17 protein-coding genes, 1 pseudogene and 1 riboswitch are annotated in these 21,587 nt (G+C 64.8%); of the genes and pseudogenes, 9 read left to right on the forward strand and 9 right to left on the reverse strand.

The window, feature by feature from the left end; translation table 11 throughout:
* Both J7367_RS00660 and J7367_RS00665 read left to right on the forward strand, forming a co-directional pair.
* A complete protein-coding gene (locus J7367_RS00660) occupies window positions 1-1,047 on the forward strand; it encodes a glycosyltransferase family 2 protein (protein ID WP_057660179.1) in 1,047 nt (348 codons plus the stop codon).
* Window positions 1,007-1,435 carry a CBS domain-containing protein gene (locus J7367_RS00665; protein WP_057660180.1) on the forward strand — a complete coding sequence of 143 codons (429 nt, stop codon included), beginning with the start codon at window positions 1,007-1,009 and terminating at the stop codon, window positions 1,433-1,435. The genes J7367_RS00660 and J7367_RS00665 overlap by 41 nt, the downstream gene beginning before the upstream one ends.
* A gap of 12 nt (window positions 1,436-1,447) precedes the next feature.
* On the opposite strand, the gene J7367_RS00670 is transcribed toward J7367_RS00665, so the two are convergent.
* The 4 genes from J7367_RS00670 to J7367_RS00685 all read right to left on the reverse strand — a co-directional run bounded on the left by J7367_RS00670 (window position 1,448) and on the right by J7367_RS00685 (window position 6,831).
* Entirely contained in the window at window positions 1,448-3,403 is a 1,956-nt protein-coding gene (locus J7367_RS00670) for an AsmA family protein (protein WP_081027560.1), read from the reverse strand.
* Between the two features lie 58 nt (window positions 3,404-3,461).
* Window positions 3,462-4,106 carry a hemolysin III family protein gene (locus J7367_RS00675; RefSeq protein ID WP_003482378.1) on the reverse strand — a complete coding sequence of 215 codons (645 nt, stop codon included), beginning with the start codon at window positions 4,104-4,106 and terminating at the stop codon, window positions 3,462-3,464.
* Window positions 4,107-4,181: 75 nt separating this feature from the next.
* Window positions 4,182-5,786 carry a peptide chain release factor 3 gene (locus J7367_RS00680; protein ID WP_057660182.1) on the reverse strand — a complete coding sequence of 535 codons (1,605 nt, stop codon included), beginning with the start codon at window positions 5,784-5,786 and terminating at the stop codon, window positions 4,182-4,184.
* 139 nt (window positions 5,787-5,925) lie between these two features.
* Entirely contained in the window at window positions 5,926-6,831 is a 906-nt protein-coding gene (locus tag J7367_RS00685) for a M23 family metallopeptidase (protein WP_057660185.1), read from the reverse strand.
* A gap of 127 nt (window positions 6,832-6,958) precedes the next feature.
* A riboswitch (SAM riboswitch) is annotated at window positions 6,959-7,079 on the forward strand.
* Window positions 7,080-7,149: 70 nt separating this feature from the next.
* Between J7367_RS00685 and J7367_RS00690 the strand changes: the two genes are divergently transcribed.
* From J7367_RS00690 to J7367_RS00700, 3 genes are read left to right on the forward strand one after another with little or no spacing between them, the layout of a single operon-like run.
* Window positions 7,150-8,181, forward strand: a complete 1,032-nt coding sequence (locus tag J7367_RS00690; protein WP_007967951.1) for a homoserine O-succinyltransferase — start codon at window positions 7,150-7,152, stop codon at window positions 8,179-8,181.
* Window positions 8,178-9,395, forward strand: coding sequence for an O-succinylhomoserine (thiol)-lyase (locus J7367_RS00695; protein ID WP_022558790.1), 1,218 nt, complete (start codon window positions 8,178-8,180; stop codon window positions 9,393-9,395). Before J7367_RS00690 ends, J7367_RS00695 begins: the two co-directional genes overlap by 4 nt.
* The gene (locus tag J7367_RS00700; protein WP_057660187.1) at window positions 9,392-10,480 is read left to right on the forward strand and encodes a homoserine dehydrogenase; all 1,089 of its coding nucleotides are present in this window, start codon (window positions 9,392-9,394) and stop codon (window positions 10,478-10,480) included. The genes J7367_RS00695 and J7367_RS00700 overlap by 4 nt, the downstream gene beginning before the upstream one ends.
* 331 nt (window positions 10,481-10,811) lie before the next feature.
* Here the strand turns inward: J7367_RS00700 and J7367_RS00705 are convergent, their stop codons facing one another.
* Both J7367_RS00705 and J7367_RS00710 read right to left on the reverse strand, forming a co-directional pair.
* Window positions 10,812-11,819, reverse strand: a complete 1,008-nt coding sequence (locus J7367_RS00705) for an alpha/beta hydrolase (protein WP_057660190.1) — start codon at window positions 11,817-11,819, stop codon at window positions 10,812-10,814.
* A gap of 335 nt (window positions 11,820-12,154) precedes the next feature.
* The gene (locus J7367_RS00710) at window positions 12,155-13,537 is read right to left on the reverse strand and encodes an L-serine ammonia-lyase (protein WP_057660192.1); all 1,383 of its coding nucleotides are present in this window, start codon (window positions 13,535-13,537) and stop codon (window positions 12,155-12,157) included.
* Between the two features lie 87 nt (window positions 13,538-13,624).
* On the opposite strand from J7367_RS00710, the gene J7367_RS00715 reads away from it, so the two are divergent.
* Window positions 13,625-13,864, forward strand: coding sequence for a glutaredoxin family protein (locus J7367_RS00715; RefSeq protein ID WP_022558793.1), 240 nt, complete (start codon window positions 13,625-13,627; stop codon window positions 13,862-13,864).
* 189 nt (window positions 13,865-14,053) lie between these two features.
* On the opposite strand, the gene J7367_RS00720 is transcribed toward J7367_RS00715, so the two are convergent.
* Genes J7367_RS00720 through J7367_RS00730 form a run of 3 tightly spaced genes read right to left on the reverse strand, consistent with a single transcriptional unit; the run spans window position 14,054 to window position 15,855 of the window.
* Complete coding sequence (locus tag J7367_RS00720) at window positions 14,054-14,623, reverse strand: YceI family protein (RefSeq protein ID WP_057660198.1); 570 nt, start codon at window positions 14,621-14,623, stop codon at window positions 14,054-14,056.
* A gap of 9 nt (window positions 14,624-14,632) precedes the next feature.
* Window positions 14,633-15,196, reverse strand: coding sequence for a cytochrome b (locus tag J7367_RS00725; RefSeq protein ID WP_057660200.1), 564 nt, complete (start codon window positions 15,194-15,196; stop codon window positions 14,633-14,635).
* The gene (locus tag J7367_RS00730; RefSeq protein ID WP_057660203.1) at window positions 15,193-15,855 is read right to left on the reverse strand and encodes a YceI family protein; all 663 of its coding nucleotides are present in this window, start codon (window positions 15,853-15,855) and stop codon (window positions 15,193-15,195) included. Before J7367_RS00730 ends, J7367_RS00725 begins: the two co-directional genes overlap by 4 nt.
* Before the next feature lie 96 nt (window positions 15,856-15,951).
* Here J7367_RS00730 and J7367_RS00735 point away from each other — a divergent pair, with 96 nt between their 5' ends.
* The 3 genes and pseudogenes from J7367_RS00735 (at window position 15,952) to J7367_RS00745 (ending at window position 21,453) form a co-directional block, all read left to right on the forward strand.
* Window positions 15,952-19,527: a hybrid sensor histidine kinase/response regulator gene (locus J7367_RS00735; RefSeq protein ID WP_057660205.1), complete on the forward strand. Its 3,576-nt coding sequence runs from the start codon at window positions 15,952-15,954 to the stop codon at window positions 19,525-19,527.
* A 123-nt stretch (window positions 19,528-19,650) separates the two neighbouring features.
* Window positions 19,651-20,566, forward strand: a pseudogene (locus tag J7367_RS00740) (ATP-binding protein); the annotation flags it as partial.
* A 65-nt stretch (window positions 20,567-20,631) separates the two neighbouring features.
* Window positions 20,632-21,453 (forward strand): two-component regulator propeller domain-containing protein, encoded by an 822-nt coding sequence (locus tag J7367_RS00745; protein ID WP_244672236.1) that lies wholly within the window; start codon window positions 20,632-20,634, stop codon window positions 21,451-21,453.
* Window positions 21,454-21,587 lie beyond the last annotated feature (134 nt).

A 21,587-nucleotide genomic window follows, 5' to 3' on the forward strand; every position in this document is an offset into this window, starting at 1 on the left:
GTGAGCGCCATCGACGCTGCCCAGTCGCCGGTTGCGCCCGAACGCCTGACGGTGCTCATCGCGGCCTTCAATGAAGAAACCAGCATCCCCCTGCTGCATCCGCGCCTGTGCGCGGTGTTGGCGCAGCTGCCTGCACTGCAGACGCACGTGCTGTATGTCGACGACGGCAGCACCGATGGCACCTGGGAGGTGGTGCATGCGCTGACCGAGGCGGATGCGCAGGTGAGTGCGGTGCGGCTGTCGCGTAATTTCGGCAAGGAAGTGGCGATTTCTGCCGGACTGGACCACGTGCTGCCGGGGGCTGTGGTGTTGCTCGATGCCGATGGCCAGGATCCACCGGAACTGATCCCGGAATTCGTTGCGCTGTGGCGTGGCGGCTACGACAACATCTTCGGTACGCGGGTCATTCGCGAGGGCGAGAGTTGGCTCAAGCGTAGCGCTGCGCATGCGTTTTATCGTGTGATAAGGCGCTTGTCGCGCACCCCGATCCCTGCCGATACCGGTGATTTCCGCTTGCTGTCGCCACGTGTCGTGCAAGCCTTGCAGCAGCTGCGCGAACGCCACCGTTTCATGAAGGGGCTCTTCGGTTGGGTCGGGTTTCGCCAGGTGGCGCTGCCGTATCGGCGTGAGCCGCGTCTGTCCGGACACAGCAAGTTCACGGTCTGGCGGCTGTGGAATTTCGCACTCGATGGCATCACCAGCTTTTCCACGGTGCCGCTGCGGGCGGCCACGTATCTGGGCCTACTTACCGCGCTGCTGGCATTCCTGTTCGGTGCCTGGGTCGTCATCAAGGCTGCGCTGGTGGGCGACCCAGTGGCCGGTTGGCCAACGCTGATGTCGGTGATCCTGTTCCTGGGGGGCGTTCAGCTGATTGCTCTGGGCCTGATTGGCGAATACCTGGGCCGTTTGTACGACGAGGCCAAGCAGCGCCCGTTGTATCTGGTCGATACCCACCGCGGCGCGGTAGGAGTAGGCTGCGATCACCAGAGCAAGCGCGGAGCGGGCCATGCAGACCGTACGACAGCTGTTGGGGACCAAGCAGGTTGAGGTATTTGCCGTTGCCGCCGATGCCGCGGTGATCGAGGCGATTCGCCTGATGGCCGAGAAGGCCGTCGGCGCGGTCTTGGTGATGGACGGGCCGCGCTTGGTCGGCATCGTCTCCGAGCGCGATTACGCGCGCAAGATAGTGCTGCGCGATCGCTCGTCTTCCACGACCAGCGTCGCCGAGATCATGAGCGCCGAGGTGGTGACAGTATCGCCATCGGATACGGTGGAGCGCTGCATGCAGCTGATGACCGACGGACGCTTTCGCCATTTGCCGGTGGTCGAAAACGGCCGCGTGCAAGGCGTGATTTCGATCGGCGACCTGGTCAAGGCGGTGATCGAAGCGCAGCGACAGGATATCGACCAGCTGCAGCGTTACATCGCCAGCTGACGCTGCGCTGCATTACTGCGCGTACTTGCCGCCGCAATCGCTGTCTTTGCCCGGGCCCGGTTCGAAGGTCGCCAGCAGGGCAGCCGGTGGTGCGATGCTGCCGAGTGCGACCGCGATCGCGCCGCGCACGCCTAGCGCCTTGAAGTCGGGGCGGAAGCTCGGGTCCTTGAAAGTGCCGCCGATCCGCAACGGCGAGCGCAGGCTGAGGATGCTGCGATCTTTCGGGCGCGGGCGCAGCAGCAGATCGAGTGTTTCGTTCTTGAGGCTGATGTTGCCTTCGCCGACGATGATGGTGTCGGTGCTGTCGAAAGCCAGTGCCCGCGACTGCATCAGCCCGTCCTGCACGCCGAAGTCGCCGAAGATGCAGCGCACGGGGATCTGGCGATCCTTGGTGAGCAGGTATTTCAGCGATTCGGCGATGTCCAGGCCGGCCAGCTCCATGATCAGGTTGCCGACATGGCCGCGGCCCATGCCGACGCCGATGCTGCCATCGGCGCTGCCGAGCATCGCGGCGATGGAGTTACCGCGGCCACGCAGATCCAGCTCGCCGCCGATCGCCCCCGAGGCCTGCTTGGCGAGCGTGGCATCGGGAAACAGCCGATCCAGACGAATGCCGCGAATGCTGGCCTTCAGTTGGGTGGTGATTATTGCTTTGCGTGCATCCATGCCGATGGTGGAACGAATGTCGCCGCCGGCGACGCCGAAGTTCAATGGATCCAGCTGCAGCAGGCCGTCTTTCAGGGTCAACGAAGCGTCCATGTCGTCCAGAGGCCAGGACGGTGCGTTGATGCGCTGTGCGCGCCAACGCACCTGCGCGTCCATTGCGCGCAATTTGGACAGGTCGTACGGGGTTGTCGGCAGAACGCGCGCGCTGGCGGCAAGCTGCGCGGCCTGCTTTTTCTGCTCGGCGTTTGCCGACTCGTTGGTTCCGGTCTTGGGCGGCGCGCCAACGAAACCGGCCAGGTCGTCGAAATCCAGTCGTTTGGAAGCCAGGTCAGCGCGCAGGAACGGGCGCTTGTTGCGCAGGTCGATTTCTGCAGTGCCGGAAAGATCGCTGTCGCCGGCAGTGCCGGTGAACTTTTCATAGCGCCAGACATCGCCGTCGCGGCGCAAGCGGCCGTCCAGCTTGTAAGGGGGCGTGGATGGCATCGCGACGCCGATCAGCGGATAGAGGTCTTCCATATCCTGGCCGCTGAGCGCCATCTGCAGGTCGAACACCCGGAACTGGAATGGATTGGTCAACGTGCCGCGCACATGCGTCCGCGTGGCGCCGGCGCTGCCGCGCAGATCGATGCGGAAAGGATGTTCGCTTTGGCTCAATTCCAGCGGTGAGGCAGTATTGCCCTTGAGCGAGAATGGATAGCCTTTCCAGCGGCCCTTACCGTCGATGCCGATCGGTGCGGCGCGCTGGTCGCTGCTGGGCGGTGCCAGGCTGTTGATGGCCACATCCACATCCGAGCGGCTGGCATCGTCGATATATTGCAGCCGCCCGTTGGTAACCAACAGGCGGCCCAGGCGCGGCATGCTGCCGTCGCCATCGCTCTGGTCGAAGACCCAGTTACCCGGATGGCTATCGTTGCCGGCTTCCAGCAACAGCGTGGGGTGCTCCAGCCGGATCTCCGGCAGCCGCAGCTTGCCGCGCAGCAGTGGCCAGAATTCGACATCGATCTCTGCCGCGTGCAGTTCTGCCATTGCGCCGCGCTTGGACCACGATGCATTGCCCAGGCTCAATCGCTCGCCACGCACCGTGGTGATGCGGCCCAGATCGACATCCAGATGACCCAGATGAAATTCGCGCCCGGTCTTCGCACTGACTGCGCGTTCGACCGGCCCGCGTAACCAGTTCCAGTCGAACAGCAGCACGAAGATCGCCACGAGCGCAGCAACGATGCCGAGCCCGATCCACCAGCGGCGATGGCGCGATACGCGGGCGGGCGAAGGAGCGGGGGAGGAGGGCACGTTGTTCACGTGCGCAATGGTTGGCGATGGCTCGTGCACGGCGCGCGAACGCGCTGTTGGTCACAGATCACATCACCTGCGCAATCACCGCAACGAAGTGGCAAGCGCTACCGGCGAGCACGAACAGATGCCAGATGGCGTGGAAGTAACGCTGGGTGTCGCGTTGGTAGAAATACGTGCCCAAGGTGTAGAAGAGCCCGCCAGCCAGCAGCCAGCACAGCGACCAGGTGTCGACAGAGCGCAGCAGCGGCTCGATGGCCACGATGATCAGCCAGCCCATCGCCAGATACAGCACCGTCGAGAGCAATCGAAAGCGACCGGTAAAAAACAGTTTGAAGATCACGCCGGCGGCGGCGATCGTCCAGATGGCGGCGAACAATCCCCAGCCCCACGGACCGCGCAGATTGATCAACGTAAACGGTGTGTAGGTGCCGGCGATCAGCAGATAGATCGCGCAATGATCGAGCACCTGCAGGCGCGCCTTGGCGCCCGGATGCGGAATGGCATGGAACAGCGTGGAGGCGACGTAGAGCAGTACCAGGGTGGCACTGAACACGATGGCGGTGGCCAGTTGCCAGCCATCGCCATAGATGGCAGCCAGCGTGATCAGCACCGAACCACCGGCCAGTGCGGCAATCGCCCCCAGGCCGTGCGTGACGGCGCTGGCGATTTCGTCGCGCAGGTCGGTCGAGGGGGAGGCATCTGCATTCATGCCAAAAAGGTACCGCAATTGCGAGCAATTCGCATCGCCAGCGGTGCCGCACGCTTGCTGCAGGTCACGCGCAGGTCAATCGACCGCCTTGACATGCGCATGTTCGCGGGTGGCCGAGAAGCGCACATCCGGCGCGCGTTCCTGTGCCAGCTGCAGATTCACGCGGGTCGGTGCCAGGTACACCAGCTCGCCAGCCGCGTCGATGCCCAGGTTGCCGGCATTTTTCTCGCGGAATTCTTCCAGCTTCTTGGGGTTGTCGCAGTGCACCCAGCGTGCGGTGGTGACGCTCACCGGCTCGAAGATCGCATCCACGCCGTATTCGTCCTTGAGCCGGTACGCGACCACGTCGAACTGCAGTACACCGACCGCGCCCAGGATCAGGTCGTTGCTCATCAACGGGCGGAAGAATTGCGTGGCGCCTTCTTCGGACAGCTGCGCAAGACCCTTCTGCAATTGCTTGAGCTTGAGCGGATCGCGCAGGCGCGCGCGGCGGAACAGTTCCGGCGCGAAGTTGGGAATGCCGGTGAACGACAGCGATTCGCCTTCGGTGAAGGTGTCGCCGATGGAAATGGTGCCGTGGTTGTGGATGCCGATGACATCGCCCGGCCACGCTTCTGCGGCGATCTCGCGATCGGACGCCATGAAGGTCAGTGCGTTGGCCAATTTGACGTCCTTGCCGCTGCGCACATGCAGCGTCTTCATGCCGGCAGTGAACCTGCCAGAGCACACGCGCATGAAGGCCACGCGGTCGCGATGCTGCGGATCCATGTTGGCCTGGATCTTGAAAACGAAGCCGCTCAGTTTGGCTTCGGTCGGCTCCACGCGGCGGCCGGTGGTCTCACGCGTCTGCGGCGGCGGTGCATGTTCGACGAAGAAATCCAGCAACGGTTGCACGCCGAAATTGTTGACACCCGAACCGAAGAACACCGGGGTCTGTTGGCCCGCGCGGTACGCGTCAAGATCGAACGGGTTGCTGGCACCTTGCACCAGTTCCAGCTCCTCGCGCAGCTCGGCCAGCATCTGCTCGCCGATCTTTTCGACCAGGCCGGGCGCATCCAGCGAGGGGAAGATGGTGGAATCCTGACGGGTGAAATTGCGCCCCTGTTCGTACAGATGCACTTCGCCGGAGATCAGGTGCACCACGCCCTTGAGGCGCTGGCCCATGCCGATCGGCCAGGTGACCGGCGCGCACTGGATGCCGAGCACGGTTTCCACTTCGTCCAGCAGATCGATCGGGTTCTTGCCTTCGCGATCGAGCTTGTTGATGAAGGTCATGATGGGGGTGTCGCGCAGCCGGCAGACTTCCATCAGTTTGATGGTGCGTTCTTCCACGCCCTTGGCCACGTCGATGACCATCAGCGCCGAGTCCACTGCGGTGAGCACGCGATAGGTGTCCTCGCCGAAGTCGGCGTGGCCGGGCGTGTCGAGCAGGTTGACGATCTTGCCCTCGTACGGGAACTGCATGACCGAGGAGGTCACCGAGATGCCGCGCTCTTTTTCCAGCGCCATCCAGTCCGAGGCGGCATGGCGTGCGGCCTTGCGGCCCTTCACCGAGCCGGCCATCTGGATCGCGCCGCCGAACAGCAACAGTTTTTCGGTCAGCGTGGTCTTGCCGGCATCGGGGTGGGAAATGATGGCGAAGGTGCGGCGGCGCGCGGCTTCGTTGGAGACTTCGGACATGGGCGGGGCGCGCCCGGTCGGACGCCTGCGGAAACTGAGGAAGCCGACGATTATAGCGGCTTCGCTGGGGCACGCTTTTGCGAAAGGCGCGGGCGCCGTGCGATTCCGGCGGTGGGAGGTCGACCGGGCTGGGTGGCGGTCAAGGCGCCGGCGAGGGAAACTGCAGCTCGCCCTGCGGGCCGAGCATGCGGAACGGCAGCGAGAGCAACTGCATGTCGGCATTGCGCTGGATCGCGAAATGCAGGTGCGGCGCGGTGCTGAAGCCGGTATTGCCTGAGGCGCCAAGCCGCTCGCCGGCGTGCACCGCCTGGCCCGGTCGCACCGCCACGCCATCGGGCGCCAAGTGGGCGTACAGGGCCATGCTGCCGTCGGCATGCAGGACGCGCACCAGATTGCCGCCGCCAGCGGCAGGGTCGTTCGGGGTGCTGTCGACCACATCGCGCCGCACTTCCATGACCACGCCCTCGCGCGCTGCCAGCACCGGCGTGCCCTGCGGCATGGCGAAGTCCACCGCATACCAGTTGGGCGGATCGGTATGGCTAAACTGCCCGCCAAAGCCCTGCGCCACCTGTACCGGCACGTTGTGGAACGGCAATTGATAACGCACCGGCTGCGGGACGGCCCCCGGATTGCCCGGCACCACCTCGAGCGTGAGCCCGAAACCGCCCAGGGTGCGCTGGTTGCTGGCCGGATACAGCCGGGTCACAAGGCGGCGCTCATGGGCGGCCAACTCAAGCGTCAGCGGTAATTGCGGCACGGCGCGGTAATCCTCGCTGGGCGGCGCGCTCAGGCGCAGTTGCGCAGGCCCGGCCAGCGGATTGGTGACCCAGGCCCGGTACACCGGTGCCTGCCACTCCAGTTGCAGCGACGCGCCACTGCCTGAGGCTGCGATCGCGGACGGTGCGCCAGGTGTCTGGGACGAGGGCTTTGCGGCGCCAGGCCAATGCCAACGCTGCTGCGCGTGTACCGCAGGTACCCAGGCCGGCAGCAAAACGCATGCCGCGATCAGGGCGGGCAGGGCGGTGCGGGACACTTGGTAGGGCACGCCATCGACTCGAGCAAGGGAGCGCAAGTATGCGGCCCCGCATCGGCCGCAGTGGTATCGGATGAAAATGTATCTTTCCATCCGCATGAAGAGATTGACATCGCAAAAATCCGGTGGCATCTTAGCCTCACCATCGAGACCGGCGGAGGGACAGGCCCTTTGATGCCGGGGCAGCCAGCGGAGCGCGCAAGCGTCCGCGTTTGGTGCCAAATCCTGCGGGGACCTCCGCGTCCGCCGAAAGATGGTTCGAATCGTGCTTTGCGCACGTCGAACGCGAGCTCCGCGAAGCTCGATGGCCGATCCACCCTGGATACCGCCATGAGCCTCGTGAATACAGCATCGCCATCTACCAACGATTTCGTTGACACCCCTGCCAGCAGCGACGACGGCATCACTGCCGTGCGTGGCGAACTCGTCATTGCGCTGCCGATGCGCCATGCCGGCATGCGCGAGCTGCGGCTGCGCTATGAACTGATCGGTGCCGCCAATGCGCCGGTGGTGTTCGTGGCCGGCGGGATTTCCGCACACCGCCATCTGGCCGCCAGCGACCTGTTCCCCGAGAAGGGCTGGGTGGATGGGCTGGTGGGCAGTGGCCGCGCGCTGGATCCGGCATCGCGCCGCCTGCTGGCATTCGATTTTCTCGGTGCCGACGGCATCCTGGACGCGCCGATCGATACCGCCGATCAGGCCGATGCGATTGCCGCCTTGCTGGACGCGCTGGGCATCGGGCGCTTGCATGGCTTTGTCGGCTATTCCTACGGTGCATTGGTGGGCTTGCAATTCGCAATTCGCCACGCGGCCCGTGTCGGCACCCTGGTCGCGGTGAGCGGCGCACACCGCGCCCACCCGTACGCCGCGGCCTGGCGTGCCCTGCAGCGTCGCGCGGTGGCGCTGGGCCAGCTGCAGTGCGCGGAGCAGCATGGCCTGGCGCTGGCGCGTCAGTTCGCCATGCTCAGCTACCGCACGCCGGAAGAATTCAGCGAGCGCTTCGATGCGCCCCCGGAAGTGATCAATGGCCGGGTGCGTGTGGCCGCTGAAGACTATCTGGACGCCGCTGGTGCGCAGTACGTGGCGCGCACGCCGGTGAACGCGTATCTGCGCCTGTCCGAATCCATCGACCTGCATCGCATCGACCCCGCGCAGGTGCGCGTGCCTACCGTCGTGGTGGCGGTGGAGGGCGACCGCCTGGTGCCGCTGGCCGACATGGTCAGCCTGGTCGAAGGCCTTGGCCCGCGCGGCAGCCTGCGCGTGTTGCGCTCGCCGTACGGGCACGACGCCTTCCTGAAAGAAATCGATCGCATCGACGCGATCCTCACTACCGCCCTTCGCAGCACCGGAGAAACCCCATGAGCTTTCGTGACCCCACCGACGCCCCCTGTACTGCTGCCACTGCCGCCGTGCGTGCCGGTATCGATCGCGACACCGCCTACGGAGCAGTGACCCCGCCGATCGTGCTGTCGTCGAATTTCTCGTTCGATGGTTTCGGCAACAAGCGCCAGTACGACTACACCCGCAGCGGTAATCCGACCCGCGACCTGTTAGGCGAAGCGCTGGCCGAACTGGAAGGCGGCGCGGGCGGCGTGATCACCTCCACCGGCATGGGTGCGATCAATCTGGTGCTCAATGCGGTACTGCAGCCCGGCGATACGCTGGTGGTGCCGCACGATGCGTACGGCGGCAGCTGGCGCCTGTTCAATGCGTTGGCCAAGAAGGGCCACTTCGCGCTGATCACCGCTGACTTGACCGATCCGCGCTCGCTGGCAGATGCATTGGCGCAGTCGCCCAAACTGGTGCTGATCGAAACCCCGTCCAACCCGCTGCTGCGCATCACCGATCTGCGCTTCGTCATCGAAGCTGCAAAGAAGGTCGGCGCACTGACGGTGGTGGACAACACCTTCCTGTCGCCGGCGTTGCAGAAGCCGCTGGATTTCGGTGCCGATCTGGTCCTGCATTCCACGACCAAGTACATCAACGGCCATAGCGATGTGGTGGGCGGTGCGGTGGTGGCACGCGATGCCCAACTGCATCAGCAACTGGTGTGGTGGGCCAATGCGTTGGGCCTGACCGGCTCGCCGTTCGATGCCTTTCTCACCTTGCGCGGTCTGCGCACGCTGGATGCCCGGCTGCGCGTGCATCAGGAAAACGCCGATGCGATCGCCGCGCTGCTGGATGGGCATGCGGCGGTGAATCAGGTGTATTTCCCGGGTCTGGCCTCGCATCCGGGCCACGCACTGGCCGCGCGTCAGCAGAAGGGCTTCGGGGCGATGATGAGTTTCGAACTGGAAGGCGGCGAAGCGGCCGTGCGTGCGTTCGTCGATGGCTTGCGTTACTTCACCCTGGCCGAATCGTTGGGCGGCGTGGAAAGCCTGATCGCGCATCCGGCCTCGATGACGCACGCGGCAATGACCGCCGAAGCGCGTGCGGCAGCCGGCATTTCCGATGGCTTGCTGCGCTTGTCGATCGGGATCGAGTCGGCCGAAGATCTGCTGGCCGATCTGCGCGCCGGTCTGGCCCGGGCCGAAGCGACCCTGACTAACGCCAGCCGCAAACAGGTCGACGCGTGAGCAATGTCCTGCCCGTTTCGCGCCGCTCTCCGGTCGCTGCAGTGACGCCTACGCCGCGGCTGGCCTTGCTGGGGACCGGCACCGTGGGGCGCGCGTTCGTGACGCGCTACACCGCGCTGCAGCAGCGCCAACTGCGCTTGCCGCGCTTCGATTGGCTGGCCAATTCGCGTGTTGCGCAGGATTGTGGCGTCAGCGCCGAGCAGGCCCTGCAGCACGCCAATGCGGCGCCGCGCGGGAAGACGGTCTTGCAGCCGTGGGCAGAAACCACCGCGCTGCGTGCCGGGGATGTGCTGGTGGATGCGACTGCCAGCGATGTCGTGGCCGATTGGCATGTCGAATGGTTGCAGCGCGGCGTGCATGTGGTTACCGCCAACAAACTGGGCCAGGGCACCGCGTTGGCGCGTGCACAGGCGCTGCACGCGGCCCGCCATGCCAGTGGCGCGTATTACGGCGATAGCGCCACTGTGGGCGCGGGACTGCCGGTGCTGAGCAGCGTGCGCGCCTTGGTCGCCGGTGGGGACCGCATTCATTCGATCGAAGGCGTGTTGTCCGGATCGTTGGCGTGGCTGTTTCACCGTTACGACGGCAGTGGCGCGTTTTCCACCTGCGTGCGCGAAGCGATGGTGGCTGGTTATAGCGAGCCGGATCCACGCATCGATCTCTCTGGCGAGGATGTGCGGCGCAAGCTGCTGATCCTGGCGCGTGCCGCGGGATGGCAGCTGGAGGCCGAGCAGGTGCATGTGGAATCGCTGGTGCCTGACACTATTACCAAGCTGCCGCTTGCTGAGCTGGATGCGCAGTTGGGCGCGCTGGATACGGTGGTGGGGGCGCGTTGGCAACAGGCGCGTGCGGCAGGACGTTGCCTGCGCTTTGTCGGCCGCGTGGACGCGCATGGAGCGAGCGTGGGCGTGCGCGAATTGGCACAGGATCACCCGTTGGCAGGCGGTGCCGGGACCGATAATCGGGTGGCGATCAGCAGCGACCGCTATCGTGCGCAGCCGCTGCTGATCCAGGGGCCGGGCGCCGGGGCCGAGGTGACTGCAGCGGCGCTGCTGGATGATGTGCTGCGGATAGTGGCCGGCTGATGACGCGACCGAGCTGACTCCGGTGCGTTGCCGCGCGCCTAGCGGCGGTGCGGATGCGTGTGCGCGATCGACGCTGCGCGTGCCGACGCGTTGGAGCCTCGGATGTGCGGGCTGCAGGCGCCCGATCGCTCGATCCAGGCGTGGTTGCAAGATGACCGGATGTCGGATGGGTGCATGATGGATGAAAGTTGGCGCGCGGGTTTCCAGCTGCCGGCACGTTGACTGCCGGGCAGGCGCCATCTACCCATCGGTGCTGGCTGCAGCCGGCTTCGACCCGCCGCGGTGAAGATGAGAGGGCGACCAACCGTTGCCCGCTCATCCACCCACAGCATTACTGCGCAATGGCCTTCAACAGCGCGGCATTGAAACGCGCCGGGTCCTGCACCTGCGGCGAATGGCCCAGGTCGGCAAACTCGATCAGTTTGGCATTCGGAATCGCGGCCGCCGCGCGCTTGCCCAGCCTGGTGTAATCGCCCACGCGTGCCTTGACCTCGGGCGGTGCGGCGTCCTTGCCGATGGCGGTGCGGTCCTTGAGGCCGATGAACAGCGTGGTCGGCACCGCAAGTTTGGGCAGCTCGTAGACCACCGGCTGGTTGAAGACCATGTCGTAGGTCAGCGCCTGATTCCACGCCACGGCCTGCTTGCCCTTGCCCAGCGACATGCCGGCCTGCATGCGCGCCCAGCGTTCGAATTCCGGCTTCCATTGACCGGCGTAGTACACGTCCATCTGGTACGTCTTGATCCGTTCGAAGCTGGTCTTCAATTCGTTCTCGTACCACGCATCCACGCTGCGCCAGGGGATGCCTTCGGCCTTCCAGTCTTCCAGCCCGATGGGGTCCACCAGCGCCAGATGCTCGGTGGCTTGCGGGTACATCAGCGCATAGCGAATGGCCAGCATGCCGCCCATCGAATGGCCGACCACCACTGCACGTTGGATGCCAAGGGTCTTCAACAACGCATGCGTATTGTCTGCCAGTTGCGCGAACGAAAATTGATAGGCGGCCGGCTTGCTGGATTTGCAGAAACCGATCTGGTCTGGAGCGATGACGCGGTAGCCGGCCTTGCTTAGCGCTGCGATGCTGTCTTCCCAGGTGGCGGCGCAGAAGTTCTTGCCATGCAAGAGCACCGCAGTGTGGCCATTGGGCGTGCCGGTTGGCGCAACATCCAGGTAGGCCATTTCCAGCGGCTGCTGTTGCGAGGTGAATGCATAAGTCTTGACTGGATGTGGGTAGTCGAAGCCTTCCAGGCGCGGGCCATAACTGGCGTCCTGCGCCAGTAGCGGACTACTGGCCAGGGCGAGCATGAGGGTGCAAACGCGCTTTCGCATCGTGATCTCCATCCAAATCCAGGCTCTGACGGTACAGCGGCGGATGTGGTGGGAACGTACAGCCGGGTGACGGTTGGCGGGCGCTGCGGGCGCGTTGCTGATGATGGCTGGCGACCAGGCTCCAATGCGTGCGCCGACGTCTGGTTGCCCTCATCCGCGCTTGGCGCACCTTCTCCCGCGTGCGGGAGAAGGGCAGAGCGTTTCCCGCGGCTGGTGCGTTCCCTCATCGGCATTCGCCCATCTTCTCCCGTGTGCACGAGAACGGCAGTGCAAGGGCATGCATCTGTGCAGCGGGTTTTTTCGTCGCTGCGCGCGCTGGGTTGATCAGCACCCCGCCTACGATTGGCTCAGCATTCGATGACGTTCACCGCCAGGCCGCCGCGGCTGGTTTCCTTGTACTTGTCCTGCATGTCGCGACCGGTGTCGCGCATGGTCTTGATGACCTTGTCCAGCGAGACCTTGTGCTTGCCGTCGCCGCGCATGGCCATGCGGCTGGCGTTGATGGCTTTCACCGCGCCCATGGCGTTGCGTTCGATGCACGGAATCTGTACCAGCCCGCCGATCGGGTCGCAGGTCAGGCCGAGGTTGTGCTCCATGCCGATTTCCGCGGCGTTTTCGATCTGCCCAGGGTTACCGCCGAGTGCGGCAACCAGGCCGCCGGCGGCCATCGAACAGGCCACGCCCACTTCGCCCTGGCAGCCGACTTCGGCGCCGGAAATCGAGGCGTTTTCCTTGTAGAGAATGCCGATGGCGGCAGCGGTGAGCAGGAAGTCGAAGATGCGTTGCTCGGAGGCGCCCGCGCAGAAACGGTCGAAATAATGCAGCACCGCCGGAATGATGCCGGCCGCGCCATTGGTCGGCGCGGTGACCACCCGGCCGCCGGCGGCGTTTTCTTCGTTGACTGCCAGGGCGTACAGGTTGACCCAATCCAGCGTGGTCAACGGGTCGCGCATGGCCGCTTCCGGTTTGGAGGAGAGTTCGCGATACAGCGCAGGTGCGCGGCGGGAGACATTCAGGCCGCCCGGTAGCGTGCCTTCTTCGCGGATGCCGCGCGTCACGCAGGACTGCATCGCATTCCATAGTTCGCGCAGGCCAGCACGGATCTCGTCTTCGCTGCGCCAGCTCTTCTCGTTTTCGAACATGAGTGCGGCAATGCTCAGGCCGCTGCGCGCGCACTGCGCCAGCAGTTCGTCGCCGCTGAGGAACGGGTAGGGCAGCGGCGTTTCGTCGGCCACGATGCGATCGTCGGCAGCGTCGTCCTGATTGACGACAAAGCCGCCACCGACCGAATAGTAATCGCGTGTGGCGATGACCGCGTCATCGGCGTCATAGGCCGTAAAGCGCATGCCGTTGGTGTGGTATGGCAGCTTCTGCCGCTTGTTCATCGGCAGGTCGCGCTTTTCGTCGAAGACGATGGCGTGCTGGCCCATCAAGGCGATGCGCTTGCTGGCGCGAATGCGCTCCAGCGTGGCAGGGATGATGTCCGGGTCGATCAGGTTGGGGCGATGGCCCTCCAGCCCCAGCAGCACGGCTTTGTCGGTGCCATGACCGCGGCCGGTCAGGGCGAGCGAACCGAACACTTCGGCGCGGATGCGCACCACATCCTGTAGGCGCCCGGCATCGAGCAGCCAGCGGTGCACGAAGCGCTCGGCGGCGCGCATCGGCCCCACGGTGTGGGAGGAACTCGGGCCGATACCGATCTTGAACAGGTCGAACGTGCTGACAGCCATGCGTGCCGAAGAGGTGAGCGTAAAGGCGGCTATTCTAGTCGTTCGGCGGTTGCGGCACGGCTGCAGCGCAGCATGAGATCCCGGCGGATGCCCCTGACCCTGTACCAGCGCGACGATTGCCACCTGTGCGACCAGGCCGTGGAAGTGCTGGCGCAGGCGCGTGCGGGCGATTTCGACAGCGTGTTTATCGACGACGACGCGGCGCTTGAGGCCGTTTACGGCGCGCGCGTGCCGGTGCTGCGCGATGCGCGTGGGCGCGAGCTGGAGTGGCCATTCGATCGCGTGCGCTTACGCGCGTGGCTGGACGAGGACGTCGCCGAGCGGTAGGGGCGGCACGACAGCGCGCCGACGCCGCGATCTGTAGCGCAGCCGATCAAGGGACGGGGGGCGCACACCGGCCACGTCCTGAAGGTGAGCATCAACGCTCGCTATCCCACGCCATGTGGGCATAAAAAAGCGGCGGACCCGACGAGTAGTCCGCCGCTCAGTGGCTGCGTCCGGTTGCAGCCTGTGGCGTTACTTCGCCTTCAACACGACCTTGGTGCTGATCGCGGTTTCGTTCGGAATGGTCTTGGTGTCGGCCCAGTCGCCGCCGCCCACGCCAAAGTCCAGCCGCTTGACGACGGCCTTGCCGACCAGCACCGGCTGCGCGCCGGGCGTCCAGGTAAAGGTCAGCGTCACCGGCTTGCTGACACCGCGCAGTTCCAAGGTGCCATCGGCGGCGTATTGGTTGCCGCCCAGGGCGCGGAACTTGTCGGCGCGGTAGCGCGCAGTGGCGAACTTGGCGACGTTGAAGAAATCCGGACCCTGCAGGGTGGAATCGCGGTCGTTGTTGCCGCTGACCGCGCTGGCCAGCGGGATGCGCACGTCGAGCTTGGCCCCGGCAAGGTTGGCCGGATCGAAACTCAGCATGGTGTCGAAGCCGGGGAACTTGCCGGTGAACACTTCGCCGTCGTACTTGCTGGCAAATACCAGGCTAGAGCCCGGCGCCTGCACGTAATCGGCGGCCAGCACCGGTGCGGCGGCGAACGTGGCAACCAGCGAGGCCGCGACCAGCAGCGGAGAGACAAACAACTTGGACGACATGGGAAATCCTTATGGTTTGGGAGCCAGCCAGCCACGCGGCAACATCCGCGCCAGCGTGGCGTCGCGCTGGAACAGGTGGTGGTAAAACGCAGCGCCGGCATGCGCCAGCACCACGGCAATCAGCAACCAGAAACCCCATTCGTGGATGAAGTGCGCAATGGCGCGCAGTTGTTCGTCCGGGGGGCTGAGCTTGGGCACATTGAACAGGCCGAACCAGCGGAACGGCCGCAGACCGCTGGTGGAGTCGTACAACCAGCCCGACAGCGGCATGGCGAAGATCATGGCGTACAGCAGCCAGTGGGTGAACCCGGCGATGCGCTCCTGCCAGCGCGGTGTACCGGCCACCGGAGGCGGTGCGCCGGCATAGATGCGCCAGCCAAGCCGCACGATCACCAAGGCCAGGACGGTCAGTCCCACCGACTTGTGCGCGGTGTACACCCAGAAGTACTTCGGCGTCTTGGGCAGTTCGCCCATGGTCAGGCCGACGATACCCAATACCAGGATCAGCAGTGCGATCAACCAGTGCAGGGTCTGGCTCACACCGCCCCAGCGTTCGACGTTCTTCATGCTCATGTGCCCGATTCCTGGTTGGCGGCGGAGCCCGGCGGCGTGGGTGCGGCTTGCGGCTCGGGCGTCTGGTCGTCGGCGCGGCCTTCGCGCACGGCTTCGGCTTCGATGCGCAACTCCACGCTGTCGCCGATCATCGATTTCCATGCGTCGATCCCGAACTCCGCGCGGCTCAGCGTGGCGGTGGCGGAGAAACCGGCGGTGCGGCGGAACGGCGGCAGCGGGTGACGTTTGAGCGCGTTGAGGGTGACCTCCAGGGTGACCGGGCGGGTGACCCCGTGCAGGGTGAGGTTACCGGTGACCTTGGCGTGGTTTTCGCCGCTGGCCTCGACGTGCGTGGAGACGAAATGCGCGTCGGGAAAGCGCTCGGCGTCGAGTAGGTTGCGTGCCAGGGTGGCCTGATTCCACTTGGCATCGCCCAGGTCTGCGCGGTGCAGCGGCACGGTGACATCCAGCCGGGCGGCGGCCCAGTCGTCCGGGTCGAAGACCAGGGTGCCGCTACTTCCGGAAACGGTGCCCAATGCCTTGGAAAAGCCGGCATGTTCCACCGCAAACAGTACCCGGGTATGCACCGGATCCAGCGCGTACCGCGCTGGCGCAGCGGTGGCGGCGAGGCTGGTTGCGACCAGGGCAGAGGACACCAGCAGGCGGGCGAGGATTGTCATGGGCGGATTCTAGACATATCCCGGCAATGCGCGCTTGGCTTGCGCTCGCAACGATCCGTTGCGAGCATGCCGGCTGGACGAGGAAAGGATTCCCCCATGCGTGTACTCATCGTGGTGCTGGCCGTGCTGTTGGCGATCTGGCCGTGCGCGGCAACGATTCCGGAAGTGCCACGCTTTCGGATCGTGGGACCCAGCGAAGGTTTGCCTTCGACGATGGTGGTTGCCATCAGCCAGGATCGCGCCGGCTATTTATGGCTTGGAACGCTCGACGGTCTGGTGCGTTACGACGGCGCGGGATTCAGGACCTGGCGCCACGATCCGGCCGACCCTGGATCGTTGCCCTGCAACGCGGTGCAGGCACTGCACATCGATGCGCTGGACCGGGTCTGGGTCGGCTGCGGCAAGACGTTGAGCGTCCTGGATGCCGCCCGCGGGCGCTTTCGTCACTATCGCGCTGCAGACTATCCATTGTTGAAGGACGGCGAGATCTTCAGCATCGCCGCATTCGATGGCGGCATCTGGGCCGGTACCACCACCGGTGCGCTGGTGCGCATCGATGCCAGCGGAGGGATGTCGTCGGTGGATCTGGGCGGGATCGAAGGCGCGCTGGATCAAGCCATGGTCATGAACCTGGCGGTGGACAACCGGCACCGTCTGTGGATCGGTACCAGCAATGGCCTGGCCTATTACGACGGCAAGCAACTGCATCGCCAATACATCGCGGACGAGCCAAACCGGCAATCGTCCATTTTCGGTCTGCAGTGGACCGGGGACCGTCTATGGCTGGGAAGCGAATCGGGATTGCACGTGCTGCGCGCCGACGGTCACTGGCAGCCGCTTGCCTGGTCGACGATGTTCGGCAACGGCAATGAATTCTGGGGCGCGGTCGCGACGCCGGATGGCGAATTCTGGCTGGGCAGCGGACGTGGCCTGTGGCGCACGCGCGGAGAGCGTCCACCGGTGCCCGCCCTGAGCGGCGAGGGGCCGTTGTCGCGTCGTAACGTGGTCGGCTTGATGGGGGCGGCCGATGGCGGGCTGTGGGTGCCCATGCATGGCACCGGGCTGGGGTATCTGCCAGCCGACTGGAAACGCAGTGCCGTACTCAAGCCCGCGGTGCCGATGGGCGATGCGATTTATTGCAACCTGGCGCCTGCCAGGCGCTCAGGGGGCTTATGGCAGGTCGATGCGCAGGGGCGTCTGTTGCGCGTGGATCCGAGCACCGGCGATTCGTTCCAGACAGGCCTGCAGTCGCCGCAGCTCAAAGGGATGGAGTTGGTGTCGGCGTTGGAGGATCGCCTGCAACGGGTGTGGCTGGGGAATCTGACCTTTGGCCTTTCGCGGATGGATCTGCGTACCGGGGACTTCGTGCACTGGCCGTCCGACGGGCCCGAGCCGTCGTCGGCGTTGTCGGCGCCGGAATGGATCATGGAGCATGGCGACACCGTCTGGATGGCCTTCATCGACATGGTGCAGCAGCGCGACCTGCGCACCGGCAAGGTCCTGCAGCGGATGACCCAACAAGACCTGCATGGCCTACGCGCGATCGATATCCAACAGCTGGACCAGGGCCCCGACGGACGCGTCTGGGTGGCCGGCGAGGGCGGCATGTTCGCATGGGACGACGCGACAGGCCGCTTCGTGCCGGTGGCAGGGCTTGAAGGAACGCCGATCCAGGCATTTGCCAACCAGTCTGCGGACACACTTTGGGTGTATCGCGCCTCCGGCGCAGAGCAGTGGCAAAAGCGTGCAGCCGGCTGGAAGCGCATCCGTCAGGTCGGCGAAGCGGATGGACTGAACGGGTTCGATGCCTCTGCCATGCAGATCGACCCGCGTGGCCGTGTCTGGATTTCCAGTCTGCGTGGGCTTTGGCGGATCGACCCCTCGGTGCATCCGGCGCGGGTCCGCAATATCGGCACGCGCGATGGCCTCACCAGTCAGGAGTTCATCCAGCATTGCCTGTTGATGTCGGGCGGCACCTTGATCGGAGCGACCAGCGACGGCTCTACCGTGCTGCTGGATACCGCAATGCCGGACGTTGCACCGTTCGTGCCGGCACTGCAGTTGGAACATGTCAGCGTGCTGCGCAATGGCGCACGCATCGCCTTGCCCATGGACCGCCCGTTCCAGCTGGCTCCTGAGGACCGCCAGCTGCAGATCGTCAGCCGCTTGCTGTCGTACAGCGACCCGCTTTCCAATCGGTATCGCAGCTTCCTGAAAGGCTTCGATACGGACTGGCAGACCATCGGCAACACCGGCATCCGCGAATTCGCCAGCCTGCCTGCCGGCAACTATGAGCTCGCGCTGCAGGGCATCGACCCGCTGGGCAATCGCTCGCAGGTGCGTTCGCTGCAATTTTCGGTCAGGCCGCCCTGGTGGCGTAGCGAGATCGGGATTGCATTGATCTGTTTTTCCGGATTGCTGTTGAGCGCCTTGCTGGCCGCCGCCTATCGCCGACGTATCCGCATGCGCGCGCAGTGGCAGCTGGCGCAGCACAAGCGCGAGTTGGCCGAGCAGGCGTCGCTGGCCAAGACGCGCTTTCTGGCAACGTTGGGTCATGAGGTGCGCACGCCGATGACCGGTGTGCTGGGCATGAGCGAGTTGCTGCTGCAGACCCCACTGGATGGCCGTCAGCAAGGCTATGCAAGCGCGATCCAGCTGGCCGGCAAGCATCTGCTGCGTCTGGTCAACGATGCACTGGATCTGGCCCGGATCGAAGCGGGAAAATTGCCGCTGGATTATCGCGATTTCGACCTGCGCCAGTTGGTCGGGCAGGTGGTGGAACTGGTGCGCCCGAGTGCCGAGCAGAAGCAGCTGGCCTTCCATTGCGAGATCGACGATGCATTGCCGCCGGCATTGCATGGCGATGCCAGCCGCGTGCAGCAGATCCTGCTGAATCTGCTGTTCAATGCGGTGAAGTTCACCGAGCGCGGTAGCGTGCACCTGCGCGTCACCACGTTGCCGCAGCACACCCGGCAGGGTCTGCGTGTGGAGGTACGCGATACCGGGCCGGGCATGAGCGCCGAGCAGCGCGGACGACTATTCCAGCGGTTTGAACAGGCCGAAGGCGCGCTCACGCTGGCACGGCACGGCGGCAGTGGGCTGGGGCTGGCGATCTGCCGCGAACTTGCGGCGGCGATGGGCGGCGCGGTGACGGTCGCCAGTGAGTTGGGGCAGGGCGCCTGTTTTGTGGTCGAGCTGCCGTTGCACTGGGTGTCCACGTTGCCTGCGGTCACGCCGCCTGCAGTGCGCGCTCCGCCGATGCGTGAGCAAGCGCCGTTGCAATTGCTGCTGGTCGAGGACGATGAGACCGTGGCGCAGGTGATCGTGGGCCTGTTGCAGACGCGTGGGCATCACGTCACGCATGCGTTGCATGGTCTTGCCGCGCTGGCAGAGGTAAGCACGCGCAGTTTCGATGCGGGATTGTGCGATCTGGATCTGCCCGGCCTCGACGGCGCGGCGCTGGTGGCGCAGTTGCGCGCGCGCGGCGTGCACTTCCCGATCGTGGCAGTGACCGCACGTGCCGACACTGACGCCGAACCGCAGGCGATGGCCGCCGGCTGCAATGGCTTTCTGCGCAAACCGGTCACAGGCGAACTGCTGGCACAGGCATTGGCGCGGGTACTTGCCGATGTCGATGATGGCCAGCGCGATGACGAGGCCGGCGACGCCTAGGTGAGGTGCAAGCCAGACCAGTACGCGACAGAACCTGGGTATCTGGGCCTGGCGAAAGCGCCTGCGGCGTCAGCAGGAGTGGGGCTGGCACGGCAACGGCAACAGCTTACCGAGCAGGCAGCCTTCGATCCCGCACAGCTCCCCCGGGAGCTGGCTGATTTCATGCACCCCCGTCGCTGACGCGCGCGGCCTGCGCTTCGAGTACCGCAATCAGCTCCCCACGCATGTGGTGGTCGTGGGCGATGCGACGCGGGTGCGTCAGATCCTGATCAACCTGCTGGGCAATGCGATCAAGTTTGCCGACCGCGGCGAGGTGTCGCTCACCGTCAGCCAGCATGGAGATGCCCTGCGCTTCACGGTGCGCGAGGGGGCCTGGCATCGGGCCGGAACAGCAGAAGCGATTGTTCCAGCGCTTCGAACAAGGCGAGGCTGCGCGCACCAGTTCGCGCGACGGCGGCAGCGGGCTTGGGCTGGCGATCTGCCAGGAACTCACCGTGGCGATGAAAGGCCGAATCCGCGTGGGCAGCCGGCTTGGCGTCGGCACCCGGTTCACCGTGGATCTGCCCTGCCGATCGACCGCTCCGGCACGCACATCGCTGCCGGTCAGGTCCAGCTGCTTGCAGGCGAGCCGCTGCGCATCCTGCTGGTGGAAGACGACCCTGCCGTGGCCGAGGTGATCAGCGGCTTGTCGACCAACCGAGGTCACCGTGTGGTGCATGCCGTGCATGGGCTGGCTGCATTGTCGGAAACGGTGGATGGCCGGTTCGACATCGCGCTGCTGGATCTTGATCTCCCCGGGCGGGACGGCTTCGCCCTGGCATTGCAGCTGCGTCAGCTTGGCCATCGCTTCGCGCTGCCGGCGGTCACGGCACAGGCTGACAGCCCTGCGCAGACCCAGACGAAGGCCGCAGGCTTCGACGGATTCCCGCGCAAACCGGTCACTGCCGATCTGCTGGTGGAAGCGATTACGGCTGCGTGCGACGTTGTGAGTTCATGCGCGGCGGTCGCAGATGGCACCGCATCGGCCGACTTAAAGTGATCGAATGCATGCTTGCTCACGTACGGCGTGGCCCGCACTATGCGATGACCTGATGTGAAACTTTTATGTCACGCCTACTTTGCCCCGATTTCGGACAAAACCTTGCTGCGCTGTGGTTGGTTTTGGTGATTGCAGCGCTGCCCGTGCTTGCCGCCGCGGCAGTCCCAACCACTCCTGTGCCGATCCAGCTCACTGTGGCCGATGGATTGCCTTCCAACACAGTGAACGACTTTGCCGAAGATAAAAACGGCTATCTATGGCTGGCAACTGCCGATGGCCTGGCCCGGTTTGATGGGCGTAACTACCGCATCTGGCGGATGGAAGACGGACTGACAGATAATTTTGTCTGGGCTGCGAAAGTCGATGCCGACGACGGGCTATGGGTCGGTTTTGATAATGGTGGTGTGGGTGTTCTGGACCCTAAACGGCGCGCATTCAAGCCCTTGGTGAGTGCACAGTTTCCTGAGCTCAGGCATGCCACAGTTTGGGCGATCGCGCAGACCCACGATGGCGATCTATGGTTTGGGACGCTTGGGAATGGGCTTTACCGGCGGCGGCCGGATGGTAGCCTGCATCACTTTATGTTTGCGGTAGATGATGCGCGTAGCCTGCCGTCGAATAGTGTCAATGCCTTGCTTGTCGCGGCGGACGGATCATTGTGGATTGGCGGCGACTCAGGCATTGCCCGCTGGACAGGCAATGACTTTGAGCGTGTACTACTGCCAGGAGGTATACAAGCTACGAATGGCGTACGGCTGGATTCGCAGGGGAATCTTTGGGTCACCGATAGAAATAGCCATCTATATCAGCTCAATTTAAAAGGAAAATTTGTAACGCAGCCTTGGTATAAAAATCAAAAGGAACACCGTGTCTTAGGGAAGGTCTGAACAACGAGACCTGACAGGGCGGAAGGTGGCGTCGTTCCGAAGAGTGGCTTTTGGAACTTCGGAATTTCGCCATTTCTGGCGCTTTCCGCGGGAATTTCCCGGTTCACAGACGCACGCTCCCCATCGCCGGCAGT

It is taken from the genome of Xanthomonas sp. D-36-1 (assembly GCF_017746155.1).
Classification (GTDB): domain Bacteria; phylum Pseudomonadota; class Gammaproteobacteria; order Xanthomonadales; family Xanthomonadaceae; genus Xanthomonas; species Xanthomonas cissicola.

Excerpts from the sequence above, each read along its gene's own strand:
- J7367_RS00665 (WP_057660180.1), top strand. The coding sequence starts at position 1,007 with ATGCAGACCGTACGACAGCTGTTGGGGACCAAGCAGGTTGAGGTATTT.
- J7367_RS00675 (WP_003482378.1), bottom strand. The coding sequence starts at position 4,106 with ATGAATGCAGATGCCTCCCCCTCGACCGACCTGCGCGACGAAATCGCC.
- J7367_RS00680 (WP_057660182.1), bottom strand. The coding sequence starts at position 5,786 with ATGTCCGAAGTCTCCAACGAAGCCGCGCGCCGCCGCACCTTCGCCATC.
- J7367_RS00690 (WP_007967951.1), top strand. The coding sequence starts at position 7,150 with ATGAGCCTCGTGAATACAGCATCGCCATCTACCAACGATTTCGTTGAC.
- J7367_RS00695 (WP_022558790.1), top strand. The coding sequence starts at position 8,178 with ATGAGCTTTCGTGACCCCACCGACGCCCCCTGTACTGCTGCCACTGCC.
- J7367_RS00705 (WP_057660190.1), bottom strand. The coding sequence starts at position 11,819 with ATGGAGATCACGATGCGAAAGCGCGTTTGCACCCTCATGCTCGCCCTG.
- J7367_RS00710 (WP_057660192.1), bottom strand. The coding sequence starts at position 13,537 with ATGGCTGTCAGCACGTTCGACCTGTTCAAGATCGGTATCGGCCCGAGT.
- J7367_RS00715 (WP_022558793.1), top strand. The coding sequence starts at position 13,625 with ATGCCCCTGACCCTGTACCAGCGCGACGATTGCCACCTGTGCGACCAG.
- J7367_RS00720 (WP_057660198.1), bottom strand. The coding sequence starts at position 14,623 with ATGTCGTCCAAGTTGTTTGTCTCTCCGCTGCTGGTCGCGGCCTCGCTG.
- J7367_RS00725 (WP_057660200.1), bottom strand. The coding sequence starts at position 15,196 with ATGAGCATGAAGAACGTCGAACGCTGGGGCGGTGTGAGCCAGACCCTG.
- J7367_RS00730 (WP_057660203.1), bottom strand. The coding sequence starts at position 15,855 with ATGACAATCCTCGCCCGCCTGCTGGTGTCCTCTGCCCTGGTCGCAACC.
- J7367_RS00735 (WP_057660205.1), top strand. The coding sequence starts at position 15,952 with ATGCGTGTACTCATCGTGGTGCTGGCCGTGCTGTTGGCGATCTGGCCG.
- J7367_RS00745 (WP_244672236.1), top strand. The coding sequence starts at position 20,632 with ATGTCACGCCTACTTTGCCCCGATTTCGGACAAAACCTTGCTGCGCTG.